21 protein-coding genes are annotated in these 19,340 nt (G+C 71.1%); 16 read left to right on the top strand and 5 right to left on the bottom strand.

Features of this window, described 5'->3' with window-relative positions; genetic code table 11:
- The 9 genes from GH747_RS19060 (at position 1) to GH747_RS19020 (ending at position 4,953) form a co-directional block, all read left to right on the top strand.
- Positions 1 to 327, top strand: coding sequence for a non-heme iron oxygenase ferredoxin subunit (locus tag GH747_RS19060; protein ID WP_149771209.1), 327 nt, complete (start codon positions 1 to 3; stop codon positions 325 to 327).
- Positions 328 to 372: 45 nt separating this feature from the next.
- Entirely contained in the window at positions 373 to 1,131 is a 759-nt protein-coding gene (gene sufC, locus GH747_RS19055) for a Fe-S cluster assembly ATPase SufC (protein ID WP_149771208.1), read from the top strand.
- A complete protein-coding gene (locus tag GH747_RS19050) occupies positions 1,131 to 2,390 on the top strand; it encodes a cysteine desulfurase (protein WP_149771207.1) in 1,260 nt (419 codons plus the stop codon). The genes sufC and GH747_RS19050 overlap by 1 nt, the downstream gene beginning before the upstream one ends.
- 5 nt (positions 2,391 to 2,395) lie before the next feature.
- The gene (gene sufU / locus GH747_RS19045; protein WP_149771367.1) at positions 2,396 to 2,851 is read left to right on the top strand and encodes a Fe-S cluster assembly sulfur transfer protein SufU; all 456 of its coding nucleotides are present in this window, start codon (positions 2,396 to 2,398) and stop codon (positions 2,849 to 2,851) included.
- Entirely contained in the window at positions 2,848 to 3,222 is a 375-nt protein-coding gene (locus GH747_RS19040; protein WP_149771206.1) for a metal-sulfur cluster assembly factor, read from the top strand. The genes sufU and GH747_RS19040 overlap by 4 nt, the downstream gene beginning before the upstream one ends.
- A 9-nt stretch (positions 3,223 to 3,231) precedes the next feature.
- The gene (locus GH747_RS19035) at positions 3,232 to 3,810 is read left to right on the top strand and encodes an acVLRF1 family peptidyl-tRNA hydrolase (RefSeq protein ID WP_149771205.1); all 579 of its coding nucleotides are present in this window, start codon (positions 3,232 to 3,234) and stop codon (positions 3,808 to 3,810) included.
- A gap of 100 nt (positions 3,811 to 3,910) precedes the next feature.
- Entirely contained in the window at positions 3,911 to 4,261 is a 351-nt protein-coding gene (locus tag GH747_RS19030; protein WP_149771204.1) for a hypothetical protein, read from the top strand.
- A gap of 9 nt (positions 4,262 to 4,270) precedes the next feature.
- Positions 4,271 to 4,573 (top strand): hypothetical protein, encoded by a 303-nt coding sequence (locus GH747_RS19025; protein WP_149771203.1) that lies wholly within the window; start codon positions 4,271 to 4,273, stop codon positions 4,571 to 4,573.
- Positions 4,574 to 4,590: 17 nt separating this feature from the next.
- Positions 4,591 to 4,953, top strand: coding sequence for a hypothetical protein (locus tag GH747_RS19020; protein ID WP_163695791.1), 363 nt, complete (start codon positions 4,591 to 4,593; stop codon positions 4,951 to 4,953).
- Between the two features lie 21 nt (positions 4,954 to 4,974).
- On the opposite strand, the gene GH747_RS19015 is transcribed toward GH747_RS19020, so the two are convergent.
- Genes GH747_RS19015 through GH747_RS19000 form a run of 4 tightly spaced genes read right to left on the bottom strand, consistent with a single transcriptional unit; the run spans position 4,975 to position 10,179 of the window.
- Positions 4,975 to 5,520 carry a hypothetical protein gene (locus GH747_RS19015; protein WP_205603022.1) on the bottom strand — a complete coding sequence of 182 codons (546 nt, stop codon included), beginning with the start codon at positions 5,518 to 5,520 and terminating at the stop codon, positions 4,975 to 4,977.
- A complete protein-coding gene (locus tag GH747_RS22110) occupies positions 5,520 to 6,959 on the bottom strand; it encodes a hypothetical protein (RefSeq protein ID WP_205603021.1) in 1,440 nt (479 codons plus the stop codon). The genes GH747_RS19015 and GH747_RS22110 overlap by 1 nt, the downstream gene beginning before the upstream one ends.
- A gap of 53 nt (positions 6,960 to 7,012) precedes the next feature.
- On the bottom strand, positions 7,013 to 7,609 hold the full coding sequence (locus tag GH747_RS19005) for a hypothetical protein (protein WP_149771201.1): 597 nt from the start codon (positions 7,607 to 7,609) through the stop codon (positions 7,013 to 7,015).
- A complete protein-coding gene (locus GH747_RS19000) occupies positions 7,606 to 10,179 on the bottom strand; it encodes a hypothetical protein (protein ID WP_149771200.1) in 2,574 nt (857 codons plus the stop codon). The genes GH747_RS19005 and GH747_RS19000 overlap by 4 nt, the downstream gene beginning before the upstream one ends.
- A gap of 187 nt (positions 10,180 to 10,366) precedes the next feature.
- Here GH747_RS19000 and GH747_RS18995 point away from each other — a divergent pair, with 187 nt between their 5' ends.
- Genes GH747_RS18995 through GH747_RS18985 form a run of 3 tightly spaced genes read left to right on the top strand, consistent with a single transcriptional unit; the run spans position 10,367 to position 11,428 of the window.
- Positions 10,367 to 10,723: a hypothetical protein gene (locus GH747_RS18995; protein WP_149771199.1), complete on the top strand. Its 357-nt coding sequence runs from the start codon at positions 10,367 to 10,369 to the stop codon at positions 10,721 to 10,723.
- Positions 10,724 to 10,756: 33 nt separating this feature from the next.
- Positions 10,757 to 11,050 carry a hypothetical protein gene (locus GH747_RS18990; protein WP_149771198.1) on the top strand — a complete coding sequence of 98 codons (294 nt, stop codon included), beginning with the start codon at positions 10,757 to 10,759 and terminating at the stop codon, positions 11,048 to 11,050.
- An 18-nt stretch (positions 11,051 to 11,068) separates the two neighbouring features.
- Entirely contained in the window at positions 11,069 to 11,428 is a 360-nt protein-coding gene (locus GH747_RS18985; protein WP_149771197.1) for a hypothetical protein, read from the top strand.
- A 79-nt stretch (positions 11,429 to 11,507) separates the two neighbouring features.
- Here the strand turns inward: GH747_RS18985 and eccCa are convergent, their stop codons facing one another.
- Positions 11,508 to 15,467, bottom strand: coding sequence for a type VII secretion protein EccCa (eccCa, locus tag GH747_RS18980; protein WP_149771196.1), 3,960 nt, complete (start codon positions 15,465 to 15,467; stop codon positions 11,508 to 11,510).
- A 127-nt stretch (positions 15,468 to 15,594) separates the two neighbouring features.
- Here eccCa and eccD point away from each other — a divergent pair, with 127 nt between their 5' ends.
- The 4 genes from eccD to GH747_RS18960 all read left to right on the top strand — a co-directional run bounded on the left by eccD (position 15,595) and on the right by GH747_RS18960 (position 19,339).
- Positions 15,595 to 16,947 carry a type VII secretion integral membrane protein EccD gene (gene eccD / locus GH747_RS18975; RefSeq protein ID WP_163695788.1) on the top strand — a complete coding sequence of 451 codons (1,353 nt, stop codon included), beginning with the start codon at positions 15,595 to 15,597 and terminating at the stop codon, positions 16,945 to 16,947.
- A gap of 10 nt (positions 16,948 to 16,957) precedes the next feature.
- The gene (locus tag GH747_RS18970) at positions 16,958 to 18,181 is read left to right on the top strand and encodes a MinD/ParA family ATP-binding protein (protein ID WP_149771194.1); all 1,224 of its coding nucleotides are present in this window, start codon (positions 16,958 to 16,960) and stop codon (positions 18,179 to 18,181) included.
- A 13-nt stretch (positions 18,182 to 18,194) separates the two neighbouring features.
- Positions 18,195 to 18,599, top strand: a complete 405-nt coding sequence (locus GH747_RS22105) for an ABC transporter permease (RefSeq protein ID WP_194842930.1) — start codon at positions 18,195 to 18,197, stop codon at positions 18,597 to 18,599.
- A gap of 74 nt (positions 18,600 to 18,673) precedes the next feature.
- Positions 18,674 to 19,339 carry an SAF domain-containing protein gene (locus GH747_RS18960; protein ID WP_149771193.1) on the top strand — a complete coding sequence of 222 codons (666 nt, stop codon included), beginning with the start codon at positions 18,674 to 18,676 and terminating at the stop codon, positions 19,337 to 19,339.
- Position 19,340: the final 1 nt, after the last annotated feature.

The raw sequence follows: 19,340 nt of genomic DNA, 5'->3' as shown, positions 1-19,340 counted from the left end.
ATGAGCGGTTTCGCGTACGCGGCGGACCTCGCCGACGTCCCCGACGGGGGAGTGCTGGCGGTCGACGTCGAAGGCCTCGAGGTCGCCCTCGTCCGCTGCGGCGACGAGGTCTTCGCCGTACGCGACGAGTGCTCGCACGCGGCGGTCCCGCTGTCGGAGGGCGAGGTGGAGGACTGCACGCTCGAGTGCTGGCTCCACGGCTCGCGCTTCGACGCCCGGACCGGCGAGGTGCTCAACCTCCCGGCGACCGAGCCCGTCCCGGTCTATCCCTGCAAGGTCACGGAGGACGCGACCGTCCTCGTCGACGTGACAAGTCCCAGCATCTGACACGCCAGAAGTCGTACCTTCTAAGTAGCAACGGAGTCACCACACATGTCCACTCTCGAGATTCGCGACCTCCACGTCTCGGTCGCCACCGAGGACGGCCCGAAGGAGATCCTCAAGGGCGTCGACCTCACTGTGAAGTCGGGCGAGACGCACGCCATCATGGGCCCGAACGGCTCCGGCAAGTCGACCCTCGCGTACTCGATCGCCGGTCACCCGAAGTACCAGGTGACCTCCGGCACGGTCACGCTCGACGGCGTCGACGTGCTCGAGATGTCGGTCGACGAGCGCGCCCGCGCCGGTGTCTTCCTCGCCATGCAGTACCCCGTCGAGATCCCGGGCGTCTCCGTCGCCAACTTCCTGCGCGCTGCCAAGACGGCCGTCGACGGTGAGGCGCCGCCGCTGCGCACGTGGATCAAGGACGTCAACGGCGCCCTCGACCGCATGACGCTGGACAAGACCTTCGCGCAGCGCTCCGTCAACGAGGGCTTCTCCGGCGGCGAGAAGAAGCGTCACGAGATCGCTCAGCTCGAGCTGCTCAACCCGAAGTTCGCCGTGCTCGACGAGACCGACTCCGGCCTCGACATCGACGCGCTGCGGATCGTCTCCGAGGGCGTCAACCGCTTCTCGGAGCAGGGTGACCGCGGCGTCCTGCTGATCACGCACTACACGCGCATCCTCCGCTACATCAAGCCGGACTACGTGCACGTCTTCGTCGGCGGGAGGGTCGCCGAGGTCGGCGGGTCGGAGCTCGCCGAGGAGCTCGAGGCCAACGGCTACGACAAGTACACCAAGGCCGCCGTCTGATGACTGCCGCCGGCGGGTACGACGTCGAGAAGGTTCGGGAGGACTTCCCGATCCTCGGTCGCACCATGGCCGGGGGACGTCCGCTCGTCTACCTCGACAGCGCCAACACGTCGCAGAAGCCGACCGCGGTCGTCGATGCGATGGCCGAGCACTACCTGCGGCACAACGCCAACGTCGCGCGCGCCATGCACCAGCTCGGTGCCGAGGCGACGATGGCGTTCGAGGGCGCGCGCGACACGATCGCCGCGTTCGTCAACGCGCCGTCGCGAGACGAGATCGTGTTCACCAAGAACGCCTCCGAGGCGCTCAACCTCGTCGCCAACACGTTCCGCAACGCGGAGGGTGACCTCGCGATCCGGCCGGGCGACGAGATCGTGACGACGGAGCTCGAGCACCACTCCAACATCGTCCCGTGGCAGCTGCTCGCGCAGCGTACGGGTGCGACGCTGCGGTGGTTCGGTCTCACGGACGAGGGCCGCCTCGATCTCTCGACGATCGACGAGCTCATCAACGAGCGAACCCGCATCGTCACGGTCGCGTGGGTGTCCAACATGCTCGGCACGGTCAACCCGCTCGACGTGATCATCGCCCGCGCGCACGCGGTCGGCGCGATCGTCGTCGTGGACGCGTCGCAGGCCGTCCCGCAGATGCCGGTGGACCTCACCGCGCTCGGGGCGGACGTGGTCGTCTTCACCGGGCACAAGATGGTCGGTCCGACCGGCATCGGCGTGCTCTGGGGTCGTCGGTCCCTGCTCGAGGAGCTGCCGCCGTTCCTCGGTGGTGGCGAGATGATCGAGACCGTGACGATGGAGCGCTCGACGTACGCTCCGCCACCGGCGAAGTTCGAGGCCGGGACGCCACCGATCGTGCAGGCGATCGGGCTGGGCGCCGCCGCTGACTACCTCACCGGACTCGGCATGGACGCCGTCGCCGCGCACGAGCGCGAGATCACGGCGTACGCGCTGAAGCGGATGGGCGAGATCGACGGCCTCACGGTCGTGGGTCCGGCGGAGGCGATCGAGCGTGGGGGAGCGGTGAGCTTCACGCTCGACGGCGTCCACCCGCACGACATCTCGCAGCTGCTCGACTCGTACGGCATCGCGGTCCGCGCCGGTCACCACTGCGCTCGTCCGGCGCACCAGCGGTTCGGCGTGCAGGCGACGACGCGTGCGTCGTTCTACCTGTACACGACGCACGCTGAGATCGACGCGCTCGTGGAGGGAATCGTGAACACCCAGAAGTACTTCAAGGTGGTGTGACGAGCATGAACGTGGACGCGTTGTACCAGGAGATCATCCTGGACCACTACAAGAACCCGCACGGCAGCGGCCTGCGCGACCCCTTCGAGGCCGAGGTCCACCACGTGAACCCGACCTGCGGCGACGAGATCACGCTGCGGGTGCACGTCGACGGGGAGACCGTCGCCGACGTCTCGTACGACGCGGAGGGCTGCTCGATCAGCCAGGCTGCGGCGTCGGTCCTCAACGATCTCGTCGTCGGCAAGACCGTCACCGAGGGCTTCGCGCTCCTCGACGAGTTCCAGAGCCTGATGCAGGGCCGCGGGCAGGTCGAGCCGGACGAGGACGTCCTTGAGGACGCGATCGCGTTCGCCGGGGTCGCGCAGTTCCCCGCCAGGGTGAAGTGCGCGCTGCTGCCCTGGATGGCATGGAAGGACGCTACGGCGCAGGCCGTGGCGCAAGAGACCGAGGAGAAGGCATGAGCGAGACGCAGAGCCAGGCGACCGACGACCTGCCTGAGGTCGACCTGACCCCCGGGCGCAGCGTGACGACCGTGGAGGACGTCAACGAGGCGATGAAGGACGTCGTCGACCCTGAGCTCGGCATCAACGTCGTCGACCTCGGGCTCGTCTACGACGTGGCGGTCGACCCGGCCAACAACGCCACGATCGACATGACGTTGACGTCGGCGGCGTGCCCGCTGACCGACGTCATCGAGGACCAGACGCGTCAGGCGCTCGAGGGCATCGTGAACGACTTCCGGATCAACTGGGTCTGGATGCCGCCCTGGGGCCCCGACAAGATCTCCGAGGACGGCCGCGAGATGCTGCGCGCCCTCGGCTTCAACGTCTGACGCTCGCCCTTGAGCGAGCGGGGCGGGTCTCACGTCACTCGCACAGTTCTCGTCCCGTACGACCGGCTGCCCGGCTGGGTGGAGCGCTTCTCCGCCCGGCACGGGGAGCCGGTCGTCGCACGTGACGGCACGCGCGTCACACTCACGTCACCTGATGGTGCGGAGGCGTCGTACGCGGACGTTCCGCCCCCGGCCGACTTCGGGGTCCTGCTGGTGCGTCGCGGCGGGTACGCCGTCGGGCTCGTGTCGGACGGCACGCTCGCCGCTCACAAGACCGGGACCCGGTACGTGCAGGGGCAGACCAAGGCGGGCGGCTGGAGCCAGCAGCGGTACGCGCGGCGCCGCGCCAACCAGGCCGACGCCCTCGTGGACGCCTGCGCGGAGGTCGTGCGCCGGATCGTCCCGGCCGGCAGCCTGGTCTTCGGCGGGGGAGACCGGCCGCTGGTGTCTGCCGTGATCGAGCAGTCGCGTACGCCGATGCTGGCCGCGGACCGCTGGCTCGACGTCGGCGACCCGAAATTCGTCGCCCTGGAGCGGGCGACGCGGGACGCGCGCGCGTACGAGGTCAGGCTCAACGCCCTGGCGTGAGCCGTCTCGCAGGCCTGTGGACAACGGGAGCGGCTGTCGCCGTGATCTCGCTAGCGTGGCTCGCGTCGACGAGTGGCCGGACGGCCAGGACGGAGCGAGCATGAGCACCATGGTGAACCTCGACGAGGTCGGGAGGCTGACCCGGTCGGGCCGGGGATACCAGGCGACGGCGGAGGACAACGTCACCTCCGCGCGCGGCCATCTCTCACGGATGGAGGGCGCCGAGGCAGGCTTCACGGGGGCGGCCGGTGCGGCGTTCCAGTCGATCGCGCTGACGACGGCCGGCAACCACGGCCAGATCGCGCGCCAGATCGCCGAGCAGGCACGTCGGGCGGTCGAGGCCGAGCGTCTCGCCGTCGTGGGCGACGAGCAGGCGTTCGAGCTGCAGGCGTCGACACGCTCCGCGGCCGAGGCGCTGACGTCGGTCGTGTCCCGCCGCGTGAACGTCTGAGGAGCGACGATGACCTACCAGCTGCGCGCAGACGTCGGCGTCATCGACGAGGCGAGCGCCGACCTCACGAGGTACGCCGGGGCGCTCGCGGAATACCGTGAGTCGCTGCGGGCGGAGTCGGCCTCGGCCCTGGCGACCTTCGGCGGCGGCGTCGGCAGCGAGGAGCACGCTGCGGCGATGAGGATCGTCGACACGCTCGTGGACGAGCACCTCGCTGTCGTCACCCGGCAGGGGGCTGGTGCAGCCGCCGCCGGCGACACCTTCGGCGCGGCGGGGGCGAGGATGCGTACGGTCCTCGGCTCCGGCAGCTGACCGGGCGGCGGCCGATCGTGGTGGCGGCGGTGTGGGAGATCCGGCCGGACGAGCTCGCCGACCAGGGCCGGCGGACCGTGGCCGACGCTCCGGAGCTGAGGCGCGCCGGCACCCGGTTCCTGGAGGCCGTCGCCGCGGGCGGCGACGACGTCCACCACGAGGTGCTCGGTGCAGCACTCGATCGCTATCACGGCACGCTCGTCAAGGCCGCCGCGGCGTTGCCCGACGCTGTGATGGCCGCGGGTTCACGGCTGACGGCGGCGGCCGCGACCGGCGTCGACGCCGACCGGGAGAGCCTGCATGCGCTCGGGCCGGTCGCGGGCGCGGCCGGCGACGTACGCAGCCGGTTGCGCCGCGACGTCAACGCTCCGCGCCGCTGACGACTCTTCTGGGCCGCGGGCTCACTGCTCCGGGTCGGGCGTGCACACCGTGAGGAACGACGTGCCGTTCTCGGCGTCGACGGCGGTCGGGTCCTTCCAGCCGAGGTCGTCGAACAGGAAGCTGTCCTCGGGATGGTCTGGGGACTCGACGACCACCTGGTCGACGCCGACCACAGAGCCCCAGGCGGGTTCGGCGCCGTCGATGACCAGGCTGATGGTGTCCGCGGTACGCCAGTCGTACCCGTCGGGCAGCGACTCTTCAGGCTCGAACGCGGCGTCTGGGGCCGCAGGATCCAGGTGCTCCACGGTGACCCCGGGTGAGGGTGCTCTCAGGACGAGGCGGGCCCGCTCGTCACCCGGGCCGGCGAACGTCAGGGCCACGCGCGTCACGCCCTCGCAGGGCGTGCCGGTCCAGATGCGGAGCGCGCCGCCGTCGTCGCGGTAGCCGGCGGCCGAGGGCAGGGACGGCGCGAACTGCGCCTCGTCGTCGCACCCCGAGAGCCCGAGGACGGTCAGCGCCAGGACGGCCGCCGCCAGCGGCGTACGCCCGAGGCGCGGTCGCCGCATCAGTGGTAGCCGCCGTCCTTCAGCCCCGCGTCCTCCTCGGTCTCGTTGCCGCCCGTGGCCTGCTCCCACAGATAGGAGCGGATGAACCCGCCGTAGCCCTCCCTGGCCCACTGCTGCGAGTGACGCTCCTCGTGGTGCAGGAGCCGGTCGAGGTCGAGCTGTCCCTGGTAGACGTTGCCGTCGTCGTCGACGTAGGTCGCGCGGCCCGACTCGACGGCATCGCGGAGGACCTGTGCGGGGTCGTCGACGTCGTCGATGTTGAGCATGAAGATCTCACCCCACGCCGTCCCGCCGTTCAGGCTGAACAGGTCCTGGACCCAGTTGCCGCCCAGGCCCATCACCATCCCGTTGGGTGTCGTGACCATGCGGCCGCCGTTGCCGTTGACGAAGCCGATGTCCTCGTCGTAGCTCCAGCTGTTGCTGCTCTGGCGGTCGATGATCCGCTGGATCTCGTCCGCGGAGTAAGGAGTCTCCGGGAAGTCGTTGTCCGGGCTCGCCGAGCCGTAGTCGGTGCCGGCGTTCAGGACGTACGTCATCAGCGTCGCGAGACGGGCGTCGTCACTGCTGATCCCGTCGGGCAGGAGGAAGAACGACTTGCCGTCGGGGTCCTTGATGACCTCCAGGCCGTCGAGGACCTCGAAGTCCTCCGGGGTGATGTCGTGGGTGTCGGCGATGTCGACGATCGTCTCGACCGTGACACCCCGTCGGGCAGCGTTCTCGAGCCACTCGCGATAGAAGCCGTCAGGTGGCGGACCCGTGAGCAGCCCCTTGTCGCGCAGCGTCCACTCGAAGACCGCGACGGCCACCTCGGGATGGTCCTTGAGGTACTGCTCGCGCTGGGCCGCCGTCATCGCCGTCAGATCGAACGGCAGGGTCCGCAGCGACACCTTCGTGAGATCGATGAGGTTGGAGAAGATCCCTGCAGCGATGGAGGGGAGCGCGCCCGCCTCGTACAGTGCCTTGACGTGGTCTGGGTCCAGCGGGTCGCTGAGCTGCTGCTTCGCGGTGCGCGCTGCGGACTCCAGGGCTTGGACGGCGTAGGCGTGCTGGTAGGCCAGGGCGGACTTCTTGGCCTGCTGGTCCTCCTTGGTGCGCTCTGCCCGGATCTGGCCGTTGAGGCTGTCGATGGTCTCGTTGAAGGTCTGGACGGCGGTCGCGAAGTGCCGGATCGCGCCGGCTGCGACGACGATGCCCTGGACCAGGGCGCGCGCCTTGTTCTTGGTGGCGGTGTCGGCTCCGCTCATGGCGTCGGCCAGGACACCGGCGACGCCGTCGCGGGCAGTGTTGTGCTGGCGCGTGAGATCGGCGTCGAAGTTCTCGACGTCACCGGCCGGCGCGAGGACCGCGTCCGCCTGGTCGGTCAGCGTGCCTGGCGCGACGTCGTGCCGAAGGAACCCGTCGATCAGCAGCGAGGAGCCGCCTCCGTCGTCTGGACGCATCCGAGCCAGCCTTCCTGTCGTCGCCGAGCCCCGACCCTAGCGGTCGCGGCGGATCACCCGTGGGCCTCGTCGTACGCCTCGACGTTGTCCTGGACGTCCTGGACGAGCGAGACCGCGGCTTCGACCTGCTCCGTGCGCTGGTCCGGGTCCGTGGCGCCGCCCTCGGGGAGGTAGTCGAGGTTGATCAGGCGCGCCCCGTCGTCAGGCCACGCGAGGACCGTCAGCCGGTCCTCGGTCCAGCAGACGCTGCCGCTCCAGCTCTCGAGCGCAGCGGGACGCTCGCAGTCCGCCGACGGCTCCGTCGAGGGGTCGGGCGGCTGGGTCGCCGGGTCGTCCGTGACCTCGACCCGGACGACAGTCGCATCGCTGCGGTCGTCGACGACGTCGCACTCCTGCGCCCGCTCGGCGCGCTCGTCGGCCGGGCCGATCCCGTCGCCGAGGGTGTCGAGCTCGTCGTGCCCGACGACGGACTCGATCACGTCAGGCGTGAAGAAGCCGCAGACCTTGCCGTCGACCAGCTCCGGGGTCGCCTGCGCGTCGGGATCGTCGTCGGTGTTGCAGGCCGCCAGGGCGGTCGCACCGACGAGGGTCAGCGCGAGGCCGCCGACCAGGCGCCCGAGCGCACCGCGGTCGCGAAGCGTACGCATCATCCGCCCTTGTTCATCTCGGTGTCGAACGACGAGGTCAGCGTCTGGGTGAGATCGGACAGGATCGCCTCCGGCTCCGAGTCCTGCCAGGAGTTCCAGGCGGCACGCTGAGCGTCGGTCCAGCCGGCGTCGGGCTCGCGGTTGAAGAACAGCTCCGGGTCGAACACTCGCACCTTGCCGTCCGTGCCGGGGACGACCTGCGTGATCGTGTCCGGGACACCGGCATAGGTGCCGTCGGCGCGCTCGGGGTTGCTCTGCTCGCCGAGGAGTCCCTGCTGGAGCATCTCGTTGGCGAGGGCGTAGCGCAGCGAGTCGTTGAGATTGGTCCGCGAGTCCGAGACGTACTGGTCGGCGCTCGACGGCGGCGCCTCGTCGATGGCCGCCTGCATCCTGCTGATCGCCTCGCCCTTGGCGAAGTCGAACGTCGTCTTGAGCGCCTCGTTGGCGGTCTCGCCGAGCACCGAGCCGGCACCGGGCAGGAAGCTCGTGCCGAACTCGAACGCCTTGGAGACGTACGCGCGACGGACCTCCGCGGTCATCTCCTCGTCGCGCTGGACGGCCACCGAGGAGTCGACGAGCTCGCCGAGCACCCCGCCGACGTCGGGGAGGTCCAGGGTCGGTGCGTTGGGGTCGCGGTCGAACGCGAACAGCGACAGGTCGTCGCGGTCGCCCTTCCAGCCGCTCACCAGGTCGCCGACCTCGTGCCGGATGCCGGAGTTGGCGACACCGGCCAGCAGAGTCTCGACGCCGGTCTTGTCCTCGGTGTGGCCGATCTCGCCGACGACGATCTTCCACTGCTCCTCGGAGAGCCCGAGGCGCGTCGCACCGTCCTCCTCGACGCGGTCCGAGACCGCGAAGTAGATGTCGTCGCCGTAGCCGGCACCGATCGCACCCAGGCTGTCGGTCATGTCTCGCCAGACGTGCCAGCTGCCGTCGGCGTCGCCGTCAGGCTTTCCACCCGCCTTGTCCGTGCCGAGGTTGTCCATGTCCTCGGTGCCGCTGTTCTTGGCGATGAGGGTGAACAGGTCCTCAGCGAGCGCGTCGGCCCGGTCGGAGGTCCAGGTGCCGTTCTTGCCGTCCGCGCCTCCGATCGTCGCCGCCTGGAGGGCCTCGCCAAGGCCGTCGCCCTCGTCGCTCTGGACGCTGTCGGAGAACGTGCGGTGCAGCATGAGGTACTCGAGGCGGTTGGGCTCGTCGGGGTCGTCCGGGTAGTCCGTGAAGAACTTCTGAGCACCCTCGGGGGAGCTGCCCATCGCGCCGAGGAGGTTGGCGAGACCGTCGGTGGCGAGACCGCCGCTGAAGGAGTACTGCGTCTCGTCCTCGTAGCCGTTGTTGAGGGTCCACTCGTTGATCGTCACGCGGTCGGGGTCGCGGATCCACTGCCCGTTTGCCTGAGCAAGCGGCCCCCAGACGGCGCCGTCCTGGTCGCGCTCCCAGTCGAGGACCTGGTCGGTGAGCTTGGAGATGAAGTCCGGGTCGTACTCGCCGCCGGCCTCGCCGCCCTCGCGCAGCAGCAGGGTCAGAGCAGCGGCGTTGGTCGGGTTGTCGTCGTCGGTGATGGCTCGGAACCAGTCGTCGGCGAGCTCGACCGGGTCGGACACCGTCTTGCTATAGGTCGCGAGCGTCACGCCCGCGGCGTTCATGAAGTCGTCGTAGAGCGCGAGCTTGTCCTTCGCGCTGCCCGGGAAGACGTCGCCGTCGCGGTCGTCACCGACGCCGAAGAGGTCCCAGTTGATGTGGGCGATCGCCTCGGACATCTCGTTGGGCGAGACGGTCGTGTAGAGCTTCTCGGCGAACGCCGGGTCGTTCTTGAGGTAGGTGAGCGCGTCGACCGTGGCGCGGTCGATCTCCTTGTCCTTGATCGCCTGGGCGACGTCCTCGGCGACGAGCTCCTTGACCTCGGGGCTGAACAGCGCGATCAGGGCCGCATCGAGGGTGGCCGCGTGCAGCTTGATGTAGTCGGCCTGCTCGCGTGTCGTCATCGCCGCGAGATCGACCGGCAGCGCCGTGAGCGGCACGGCGGTCAGGTCGGTGACGTTGCTGAACATCCCGGGTGCGAACGACGGGAGCGCGCCGGCCGCGTAGAGCGCCGTGACGTGCGCGGGGTCCAGAGGGTCGCTCAGCTGGCCCTTCGCGGTGCGTGCGGCGCTCTGGAGCGTCTCGACGGCACCGGCGTGCTGGCCGGAGAGCGCCGACTTCTTCTCGATCTGCTCCTCGCGGGTCGGCTCAGATCGGATCTGGCTGTTGAGGCCGTCGATCGTGCTGTTGAACGTCTCCACCGCGGTGCTGAAGAGTCGGATCGCGCCGGCTCCGACCGTGATGCCCTGGACCAGCGAGCGGGCCTGGTTCTTGGTCGGGGTGTCGGCACCCTCCATCGCGGTGGCGATCACGCCCGCGACGCCCTCACGGGCGGTGTTGTGCCTGGTCGTGAGGTCGGCGTTGAAGTTCTCGACGTCTCCCGCAGGCGCTGCGACCGCGTCGGCCTGCGCCGAGATCGTGCCGGGGGAGACGTCGTGCCTCAAGAAGCCGTCGATCAGCATGCTGGATCCGCCGCCGCCATCCGGTCGCACCATCCCGAGCTGTCCTCACGTGTGGAAACCTTGGTCGAGGCCGACTGTACCCAGAGGCGGGGCCAGTGTGAATCAGGGTGACCAATTATGGCTACAAAACGGACACGCTGTGAGACGGTCCTTGCGTCAGTGGACCTTGTACCGCGTATCGTCGTCCCTGACTCGTCGTCTGAGGAGAGGTTTGTGCACCATGGGTGCTAGCTACTGGGGTAACGAAGAGCTCGGCTCGTTGACCAAGTCCGCCAAGAGCGGCCACGGAGCGGCGAGCGAGGACGCCACGTCGTCCGCCAGCCGCCACCTGAGCCGTACGCAGGCCACCGAGGGCCTCAACGTCGGTCCGACCGGCAACGCCCAGCGTTCGGCCCACACCGCGCTCGCGGCTGCGAAGCAGGCCAACGCCAACAACGTGGCGACCGTCGGCACCAACGTCAGCCGAGGCGAGCAGTCGCAGGCGCAGACGACCGAGGAGTCGAGCTCGCTGCAGAAGGTTTCCGCCACCGACGGCGAGTCGACGGCCACGTCGCTGCGCCGCGACATCCAGGCCTGAGGGCCCGAGAGCTCGTAGGGAAGAGGAGCAGACGTGAAGATCCGTTACGACAAGTCCGCCAGCGAGGACATCAACGCCTCCGGCAAGGAGTTCGCCGGCGGCGCGCAGACCGACCAGGACTCGGTCGAGACCGCAGCCCGCCAGATCTCGGCCAACCTGTCCGGCGCCGGCGCCGACGAGGCGCACGCCGTTCACCGCACGGCGTACGAGCGCGCGGACGAGCTGCACCAGGCCTCGCTCAAGTCGAACCAGACCGACCAGAAGACGCAGGACATCAACGACTCCGCGATCCCGCGGATGCAGTCCTTCTTCGGCAACCGCGCCTGACGCAGCCGAGGAGAGACGATGGCTCCGTTCTACGAGGTCGACGACACGACGGCGACCCACACGTCCGGTCGACAGATCTCAGGACTGTCGGCTGACGTCCAGACCGCCAAGAGCACGCTCGTGTCCGCTCTCGAGGCGGTCACGCCCGGCTCGCGGCACGGTGTCGGCGACGTCACGACCGGTGTCGACAGCTTCCAGACCTGGGCCGTCGAGACCGCCAACGCGGTCGCCAACGGTGTCAGCAACCTGGGCAACAACACCTCCAACGGCGCCAACACGGTGGCGCACACGACCAACGACACGACTGCCCTGCAGAACCAGCAGTCGGTCCTGAGCCGCGACGTCAACGCGGTCTCGGGTCGTGCGATCGCCGTCTGAGACGCGACTCACCAGTACGACGCCCCCCTTCCGCCTCGGCGGGAGGGGGGCGTCGTACGTCCGGCGTGCGCGAGCCCGGTCAGCTCGCGTCGTCCGGCACGAGACCGGTCTGGACGTGGCCGACGAGGCCGTTGCGGTTGACGTACAACGCCCGTCCGGTCGGCAGCCGCGTCGGAGCCACGCCGCCGACGAGCCGCCCCTCGAGCCGGTCGCCGGAGAACATCAGCCCTGCCGTCGACACGTCGGTCAGGCGCTGCAGCATCGGCTCGAACTGCGCCCGCGCGAGGCCGTTCACGCGGCGTGACACGACCAGGTGGAAGCCGAGGTCGTTGCCCTGCGGCAGGTACTCGACCAGCGGGTCCAGCGGGTTGCCGGACGAGGTCGCGACCAGGTCGTAGTCGTCGACGACGACGAGCAGCTCGAGGCCCTTCCACCACGAGCGCTCGCGCAGCTGCTCGGAGGTGACGTCGGCGCCGGGGAGCCGCTGGTGCAGCGATCCGGCGAGCTCGCTGGCGACCTGCGCGGTCTGCTCGCGGTTCGTGCAGTAGGCGACGAGATACTCCTCGGGCACGACGTCGAGCAGCGACCGCCGGAAGTCGACGAGGACGATCCCGAGGTTCTCCGCCGGCATCAGCTGGGTGTAGCCGCGCAGCAGCATCTTCAGGAAGTTGGTCTTCCCGGTCTCCGGGTCGCCGTAGACGAGCAGGTGCGGGTTCGAGCCGATGAGATTCACCGACACCGCGCGCAGGTTGCGGTCGAGCACGCCGACCGGGACGCCCGGGTACGCCGGGTCAACCGGGGGAAGCTCGTCGAGGTGAACGACGGGCGCGAGGGTCTGCACCTGCTCGACGGCGATGCCCTGCCACCGATCGGCGATCGCCGCGAACAGCTCGCGCTGGGCCTCGAAGACGTCCTCCACCTCGCGTACGCCGTCGATCCGCGGGACCGCGGCCTGGAAGATCCGTTCGCCCTCCATCGCCCCACGGCCGGAGATGTCCTTGGGGATCTGCTCCATGACCTTGCGGCCGAACTGCGAGTCGTAGACGTCGTTGAGCCGTAGCTCGAGACGGCCGCCGAACGACGGCTGCATCCGCATCCGGATCTGCATGCTCTGGGTGACGGTGAGGACGACGTGCACGCCGTACGCCCCGCCGCGCGCCGCGATCTCGTCGACCGCGTAGTCGAGCGCGTCGTACTCCTCACGGAAGGTCGCCCACCCGTCGATGACGAGGAAGACGTCGCCCGGCGTGTCGGCCGGGATGCGGCCCTCCTCGCGGGCCCGCCGGTAGTCGTGCATGCTCTCCAGGCCGTACCGCCGGAACAGCTCCTCGCGCTCGTCGAGGACGCCCATGACCTCCTGGACCGTCCGGTTGATGCGTTCGGGGTCGTTCCGGGTCGCGACGGCCGCCACGTGCGGGAGCGCGCGAAGCGCCTGGAGGGTGCCGCCGCCGTAGTCGATGCAGTAGAACGCGACCGTGCCTGGCGCGTAGCGCAGGGCGAGCGACGCGACCATGGTGCGCAGCGTCGTGCTCTTGCCGGTCTGCGGCGCACCTGCGAGGACGAGGTTGCTGCCGGCGCCGGTGAAGTCCCACTCGAGGGCGTACTGCGCCTGCTTCGCGGGCTCGTCGACGAGGCCGAGGACGGCCTTGACGGTGGCCGGCACGCCGGGCTCGTCGGGGGGTTGGACGGCGTCGAGCGTGAGCACCGGCGGGAGAGGGTCGAGCCAGACCGGGCGTACGTCGGGGGCCCCCGACGCGGCCATCTGCTCGCAGAGCACGTCGAGCACGGTCGGCCCACCCTTGCGCGCGACCGCATCTGCCGCCGCCTCCTGCATCGTCGCCTCACGCTCGGCTGCCGCGCGGTCGGCGATCCAGGCGCCGACGCCGTTGACGGACACGTAGGGGACGACGGGGACGGACGCCTTGGGGCCTTCGGTCGGCGGGACGTACGGGCTCGAGACGAGCGCGGCCTTGAAGCGCTCGAACACGGTCGTGTCGACCTTGAGGTAGCCCGACCCCGGTTCCGGCGGCAGGTGGTACGCGTCGGGCACTCCGATCGCGTCGCGGCTCTCCGACTCGGAGAACGTGCGCAGGCTGATCCGGTACGACAGGTGTGACTCGAGGCCGCGGATCTTGCCCATCTCGAGCTTCTGCGTCGCGAGCAGCAGGTGCACGCCGATGGAGCGGCCGATGCGACCGATGGCGACGAAGAGCTCCGCGAAGTCGGGCTTGGCCGTCAGCAGCTCGGAGAACTCGTCCACGATCACGAGCAGGTGGGGGAGAGGCTCGAGGTGCTCGCCCGCGTCGATCCTCTCCTGGTAGGACGTCACGTTCGGCAGGTTGCCCGCCGCCTTGAGGACCTCCTGGCGTCGCTGCATCTCGCCGTACAGGGCGTCGCGCATGCGGTCGACCAGCGTCAGGTCGTCCTGGAGGTTCGTGATCATGCCGGCGAGGTGCGGGATGTGCTCCATCGCCGCGAACGTCGCGCCGCCCTTGAAGTCGACGAGCATGAGTGCGAGCCGATCGGGGCCGTGTCCGACGAGGAGCGAGCTCACGAGCGTCCGCAGCATCTCGGACTTGCCCGAACCCGTGGCGCCGACCACCAGGCCGTGCGGCCCCATCCCGCCGTGGGCCGACTCCTTCAGGTCGAGGAGCACCGGTGCGCCCTGCTCGGAGAGGCCGATCGGAACCCGGAGGAGGTCGCGCTGGGCCCGCGGCTGCCACGTACGGCGGGTGTCGAGGCGGGCGGGATCGCGGACGCCGAGGATCTCGGCGAGGCCGACCGAGACGTCCAGGCCGCCGTCGCCCGAGTCCTCCGCGCTGAGACGGAGCCCGGAGAGCGTCCGCGCGAGGGTCGCCTCGACGCCGTCCGGGAGGAGGTCCGCCCGGAACGGGTCCGGGTGGGCGGACGTCCGGAGCGACCCGTCAGGGCCGACCTCGATGCGGACGTCGAGCGGCCGAGGCTCCTGGCGCGCCGACGGGAGGAGCGTGACCACGTGGACGCCGAGCGTCTGGAGCGGGATCGACGGGTCCGGCGACTCGAGGTGGGCGCCGGTCGCGCCGTCGTGGTCGACGACCACCACCAGGTGGGGTCCGGTGGCACCGGCCGTGCCGCGGCTGCGCTGGTAGCGGTCCAGACGGTCGTCGAGCTCGGTCGCGAGCAGCTCGGTGAGGGCGGGGACGGATGTGGCGACGCGCCGGGCGGGCACCTCGCCGTCGAGCGTACGGCCGCTCTGGGCGTGCGGGAGCCACTTGACCCAGTCCCAGGCCGCGCCGGCGCTCTCCGGGCGTACGACGGCGATCTCGAGGTCGCTGGGGCCGTGCAGCGTGACGAGCTGGGCGAGGAGCGTACGGGCGATGGCGCGCGCGGCGTCCGGGTGACCGATCACGGCCACGTGCCCGAGCTCGCGCAGCGGGAGGGTGATCGGCTGCTCCGACAAGGTCGCGTACCGCTGCTGGAGCTCCTCGGCGGCGTTCAGGCACAGCGGGTCGAACTCGTTGAGCGGACCGGTGTCGGCGTCGAGGTGCAGACCGCTCACGAGCGGGACGGTGCCGGTGCCGAGGCGGACGGCGAGGAAGTCGCTGTGGGACGGGCGGCGTTCCCAGCGCCGCGCGTCGTCGGTGGCGACGGGGACGAGCTGGTCCGGCCGGGGGAAGCGCCACGCCTGCTCGGTGCGCTGGGTCGCGACGCGCTCGCGCACGGCGAACCGCATCTCCTCGAGGTAGTCGAGGTAGCGCTCCCGGGACTCCCGCATCTGGCGCCGCGCGCCGCCGCGCTGGCTCACGATCATGACGACGCCGATGGCGATCGACCCGATCAGGACGAGGAAGCCCGCCACGACGAGGATCGGCCGGTCCTTCTGCGTGAGCGCCATCGTGAGCGAGCCGGTGCCGCTCATGATCGGCATCATGAGCATGGTCATGCCGGCGGCAGGGGTGGGCGCCTGGCTGCGGTGCGGGGGTTCGTGGATGCTCAGCGGAGCATCGTCGACCCGCGGCGGGGCCGTACGCGGGGGCCGTTTCACCAACGTGGTGCTCATCGCCGTCCTCGGTCGTGGCTAGGCGTAGTCCCGGCAAACGATATGCTCCACGGCGTCCGTCCTGTGCGGTGGTCGGCCTCCGTCCTCCGCGCAGCGAGCCCTCGTACGCACGGAAAGGGGCGCCCAGGTGCTCACCGCCTACAGCAGGGTCACCGTGGTGACCGACGAGCGACGGGTCGACCTCGCCCTGCCGAGCGCCCTGCCGCTGGCCGACGTCGTCGCCCAGGTCGTCCGCTACTGCGGCCCCGGCGAGGGGTCGCAGGCAGGGGTCCAGCTGGCCCGGGTCGGCGGGGCGCCGCTCGGGCTCGGGCAGACGCTCGAGGAGGCCGGTGTGCTCGACGGCGACGTCCTCGAGCTCCGGCCGCGCTCCAGCAGCGTCGAGCCGGCCACCGTGGAGGACGTGCGTGACGCGGTCGAGGACGCCACCGAGTCCGCCGGGGCTGCGTGGAGCCCGGAGACCACCCTCACCTTCTGGATCGTCTCCACGGCCGTCGCGCTCGGTGTGCTGGCCGTGTGGTGCGCCGGCCTCCTCGAGCCGTACGCGCCGGGCTGGGAGATCCCGCCCACCGGGACGCGTGCCGGGGCCGGCATCGCCACGGCGACCGCGCTCGCGTGCCTGGCCGGGTGGGCCGCGCGAGCAGCTGCTCCCTGGTCCGTCCGTCCTGTGCTGGTCGTCGCTCTCGCGTGGGCGTGGATCGGCGGGTCGGCTCTCGGGGCCTGGTCCGACTGGTCCGCCGAGGTCACCTCGGTCGTGGCGTTCGGGCTCGTCGCTGCCGCTGCGGTCGGCGCACGGGCGATGACGCCCCGGGCGACGCCGTACGCCGCCTTCGGGGTCGTCCTGCTCGTCGTGGCAGCCGCGTTCGCGATCACGGCCGCCTTCGACATCGACGCGCTGCAGACGCTGCGGGTCGTGATCGTCCTGGTCCTCCTCGCCGTCGGCGTCGCGCCCCGGGTGTCGCTGTCGGTCGGCGGGCTCGCCGGTGCGGACTACCGGGTCCGCCACGTCGGCACGATGTCGCGCGAGGCGATCGCCGCCCGCTACCGGGAGAGCAACGGGCTCCTCGTCGGCTCGCTCTCGGCGATCGCGCTGATCGTGGGCGTCGGAGGAATCGTCCTGACCTTCACCGACAACCGCTGGGACCGGTGGCTCGCGCTGGTCGCCGGTCTGCTCGCGCTCTCCCGGTCGCGGGTGTTCTCGCGGGTCGCCCACATGATCGGGCTGCGGGTCGCCGGTGTCGTCGTGGTCGCTGCCCAGCTCGTGCGCGAGGTCGCGGAGCTCGACGCGACGGCGTGGCTGATCGTCGTCGTCCTCGGGGTCGGCGCGCTCGCCGTCGCCCTGGCGTCGATGCCCGTCTCGTCGATCACGCGGGCCCGCAACAAGCGCCTCTTGAACCTTGCCGAGCTGATCCTCGTGATCCAGGCGATCGTCCTGGCCTGCGGTGCGATCGGCCTCTTCGACCGCCTGTCCGACATGGTGTGAGGAACGTCCGATGACCGACGAACGCCGTCCACCGGGGGACGAGAACCCCAACCGCCGCGACCCGGGCCGTCGCTCGGACCCCAACCGCCGCTCGGACGCCCAGGGTGCCGCTGCCGACCTCGCTCGGATGGGCATCGACCCCCGCAGCCTCGGGCTCGACACCCCCGCGCAGCCGGGCCAAGCAGGTCGCTGGGCCGCCGATCCGGCCGATGCCGCCCCGTGGGGGACTCCCGCCGCGCCCGATCCTGCCCACGGCGACAACGTCGTGGCGCTGCGACCCGAGTGGGCCGCCGCGCCGCGTCCCGAGCCCGCCCCGCCCGTCCCGGCTGCTCCCGCCCAGGCGTTCCAGGGAACCGTCCAGCGGCCGCAGTCCGTCGCCGAGCAGGTCGTCGGGAGCACGGTTGCCTCGACCCCGACCGGCTCCAGCGGCGGATCGTGGGGCCGCGCTGCAGCGCGCGGCATGGTCACGCTCGACAGCGCCTCCGCCGCCGAGGCTGAGCGGGCCCTCGTCGGCGCCGTACGCCGCCGGCACGCCGGCCACCGCACGGTGGCCTTCCTCTCCGCCCAGGGCGGCGTCGGCACGACCACGGTCGCCACCGGCGTCGGTGCGGTGCTCGCGGCGCTGCGCGACGACCGTACGGTGCTGGTCGACGTCCAGGCGGGCACGCCGGCCCTGAGCGGGCTGCTCGAGGTTCCCGACCCCCACTCCGTACGCCGGTTGCTGGCGTCGCCGGGCGCCGCGACGCCGCCGCTCACCCCGGGTGGGCTCGCCGTCGTCGACGGCCCGTCGTGGGACGAGCCGCTCGGTCGCGCGGACCTCGGCGGCGTCGTCGAGCGTCTGGCCGCCCAGCACGCGTTCCTCCTGCTGGACGCCGGGGACGACCCGACGGACGGCGCCTACACGACCGTGGCGCGCGCCGACCGGGCCGTCGTCGTCACAGGTCCGGGCGAGACCGGGCTGCGCGGCCTCGAGGTCGCGCTGCGCCGGCTCGACCGCGTCAACCCGGCAGCCGCACGGTCCGTCACGGTCGTCGTGGTCTGCCGCGAGGACAGCGCGTCCGCGGACCAGGCGCGGCGCTCGGTCGCTGCGGCCGGCGTCACCGACGGTCAGGTCGTCGTGCTCGGCGGAGACCCGGCCCTGCGCCACGGCCGCCCGTTCCGCGCCGACCAGGTCAGCGCCCAGACCCGTCTGGCGCTCCTCCAGGTCGCCGCGCGTCTCGCGGACACCCGATGAGCGCGGACACCCGATGAGCGACGGCGACTCCGGTCGTACCCCGCAGCGCCCCGTGCCGGCGCCGCCGGGGGCGCTCGCGCGCACCCCGAACGCCGAGAAGTACGTCCTCGAGGCCGACGCGCTGCGTCGACGTCAGCTGCGGTCGGCGCTCCTGCACGGGACCCGCCGTACGTGGCGGGAGCACCGCTCCACCTGGCCCGCGGTGATCGCCGGCGTCATCGTGGTCGCCGTGATCGTGGCCGGGCTGGCCGTGACGCACGCCTACCAGCGTCAGCGCGACATCCAGGACCGCCAGGAACGCGAGCGAGCAAGCATCTCGACCCCGACCGCCTCCGCGACGCCGACGACGCCGCCGCCGCCGCGCAAGGCAACCGACCCGACCCGATCTCCGAAGAACCCCGAGAAGTCAGGGGACTGACGGTGGTCAACCATATGACCTGTAGGTTGTCGCAGTGATGCTGACGCTCGGGCATTAGCTGGAGGATCCCACCCATGTCAAAGTTGCCGACCACCGCGGAGCCGCGCACGGCCACGCGCCTGCCGTCCACGCGTGAACGCCGCCCTGCCCTCGCCGCGCTCGCGGTCATCCTGATCGTCGGCGGCGCGCTGCTGTCGGGCTGGATCGCCATGAGCTCGGGGGACCGGGCCGACTTCCTCCAGGTCGAGGGCGAGATCGCTCAGGGGCAGCGCCTCTCCGAGTCCGACCTCACGACCGTGTCGCTTCCCGAGGGCTTCGACGGCGGTGTCCCCGCCGAGCAGCGCGACGCGGTGCTGGGCCAGTACGCCACGGCGCGCCTGCTCCCGGGCACGGTCCTCCTGCCGACGATGGTCGCGAAGTCGACCGGCGTCGGTGAGGGGCAGGCACAGTTCCCGATCCAGACGCCGGCGACCCGGTCGCTGAGCGAGCTGGACGGCGGTGCCCCGGTCGCGCTGTACTTCGCCGGCGGTGACGGTGGCCCCGAGCAGGGCGTCGCCGCCACGGTCGTCCAGGTCGGCGAGGTCGACGACAGCGCGCTGGCCTCGAGCCAGGAGATCACGGTGCTGGTCAGCGTGGACGCCGGCTGCGGCCCGCGCCTCGCGAACGCGCTCGCCGACGACTCGGTCTACCTCGCGACGGTCGGCGAGGGCGCCGACCTCGACACGACCTGCAGCGGCTGAC

This window comes from Mumia xiangluensis, from assembly GCF_010994095.1.
Classification (GTDB): domain Bacteria; phylum Actinomycetota; class Actinomycetes; order Propionibacteriales; family Nocardioidaceae; genus Mumia; species Mumia xiangluensis.
The sequence above is the reverse complement of the archived record's forward strand: the minus strand, read 5'-3'. Positions and strand labels throughout refer to the sequence as shown.

Coding starts and splice junctions, on each gene's coding strand:
- GH747_RS19060 (WP_149771209.1), top strand. CDS start 1: ATGAGCGGTTTCGCGTACGCGGCGGACCTCGCCGACGTCCCCGACGGG.
- sufC (WP_149771208.1), top strand. CDS start 373: ATGTCCACTCTCGAGATTCGCGACCTCCACGTCTCGGTCGCCACCGAG.
- GH747_RS19050 (WP_149771207.1), top strand. CDS start 1,131: ATGACTGCCGCCGGCGGGTACGACGTCGAGAAGGTTCGGGAGGACTTC.
- sufU (WP_149771367.1), top strand. CDS start 2,396: ATGAACGTGGACGCGTTGTACCAGGAGATCATCCTGGACCACTACAAG.
- GH747_RS19040 (WP_149771206.1), top strand. CDS start 2,848: ATGAGCGAGACGCAGAGCCAGGCGACCGACGACCTGCCTGAGGTCGAC.
- GH747_RS19030 (WP_149771204.1), top strand. CDS start 3,911: ATGAGCACCATGGTGAACCTCGACGAGGTCGGGAGGCTGACCCGGTCG.
- GH747_RS19025 (WP_149771203.1), top strand. CDS start 4,271: ATGACCTACCAGCTGCGCGCAGACGTCGGCGTCATCGACGAGGCGAGC.
- GH747_RS19015 (WP_205603022.1), bottom strand. CDS start 5,520: ATGCGGCGACCGCGCCTCGGGCGTACGCCGCTGGCGGCGGCCGTCCTG.
- GH747_RS22110 (WP_205603021.1), bottom strand. CDS start 6,959: ATGCGTCCAGACGACGGAGGCGGCTCCTCGCTGCTGATCGACGGGTTC.
- GH747_RS19005 (WP_149771201.1), bottom strand. CDS start 7,609: ATGATGCGTACGCTTCGCGACCGCGGTGCGCTCGGGCGCCTGGTCGGC.
- GH747_RS19000 (WP_149771200.1), bottom strand. CDS start 10,179: ATGGTGCGACCGGATGGCGGCGGCGGATCCAGCATGCTGATCGACGGC.
- GH747_RS18995 (WP_149771199.1), top strand. CDS start 10,367: ATGGGTGCTAGCTACTGGGGTAACGAAGAGCTCGGCTCGTTGACCAAG.
- GH747_RS18985 (WP_149771197.1), top strand. CDS start 11,069: ATGGCTCCGTTCTACGAGGTCGACGACACGACGGCGACCCACACGTCC.
- eccCa (WP_149771196.1), bottom strand. CDS start 15,467: ATGAGCACCACGTTGGTGAAACGGCCCCCGCGTACGGCCCCGCCGCGG.
- GH747_RS18970 (WP_149771194.1), top strand. CDS start 16,958: ATGACCGACGAACGCCGTCCACCGGGGGACGAGAACCCCAACCGCCGC.
- GH747_RS22105 (WP_194842930.1), top strand. CDS start 18,195: ATGAGCGACGGCGACTCCGGTCGTACCCCGCAGCGCCCCGTGCCGGCG.
- GH747_RS18960 (WP_149771193.1), top strand. CDS start 18,674: ATGTCAAAGTTGCCGACCACCGCGGAGCCGCGCACGGCCACGCGCCTG.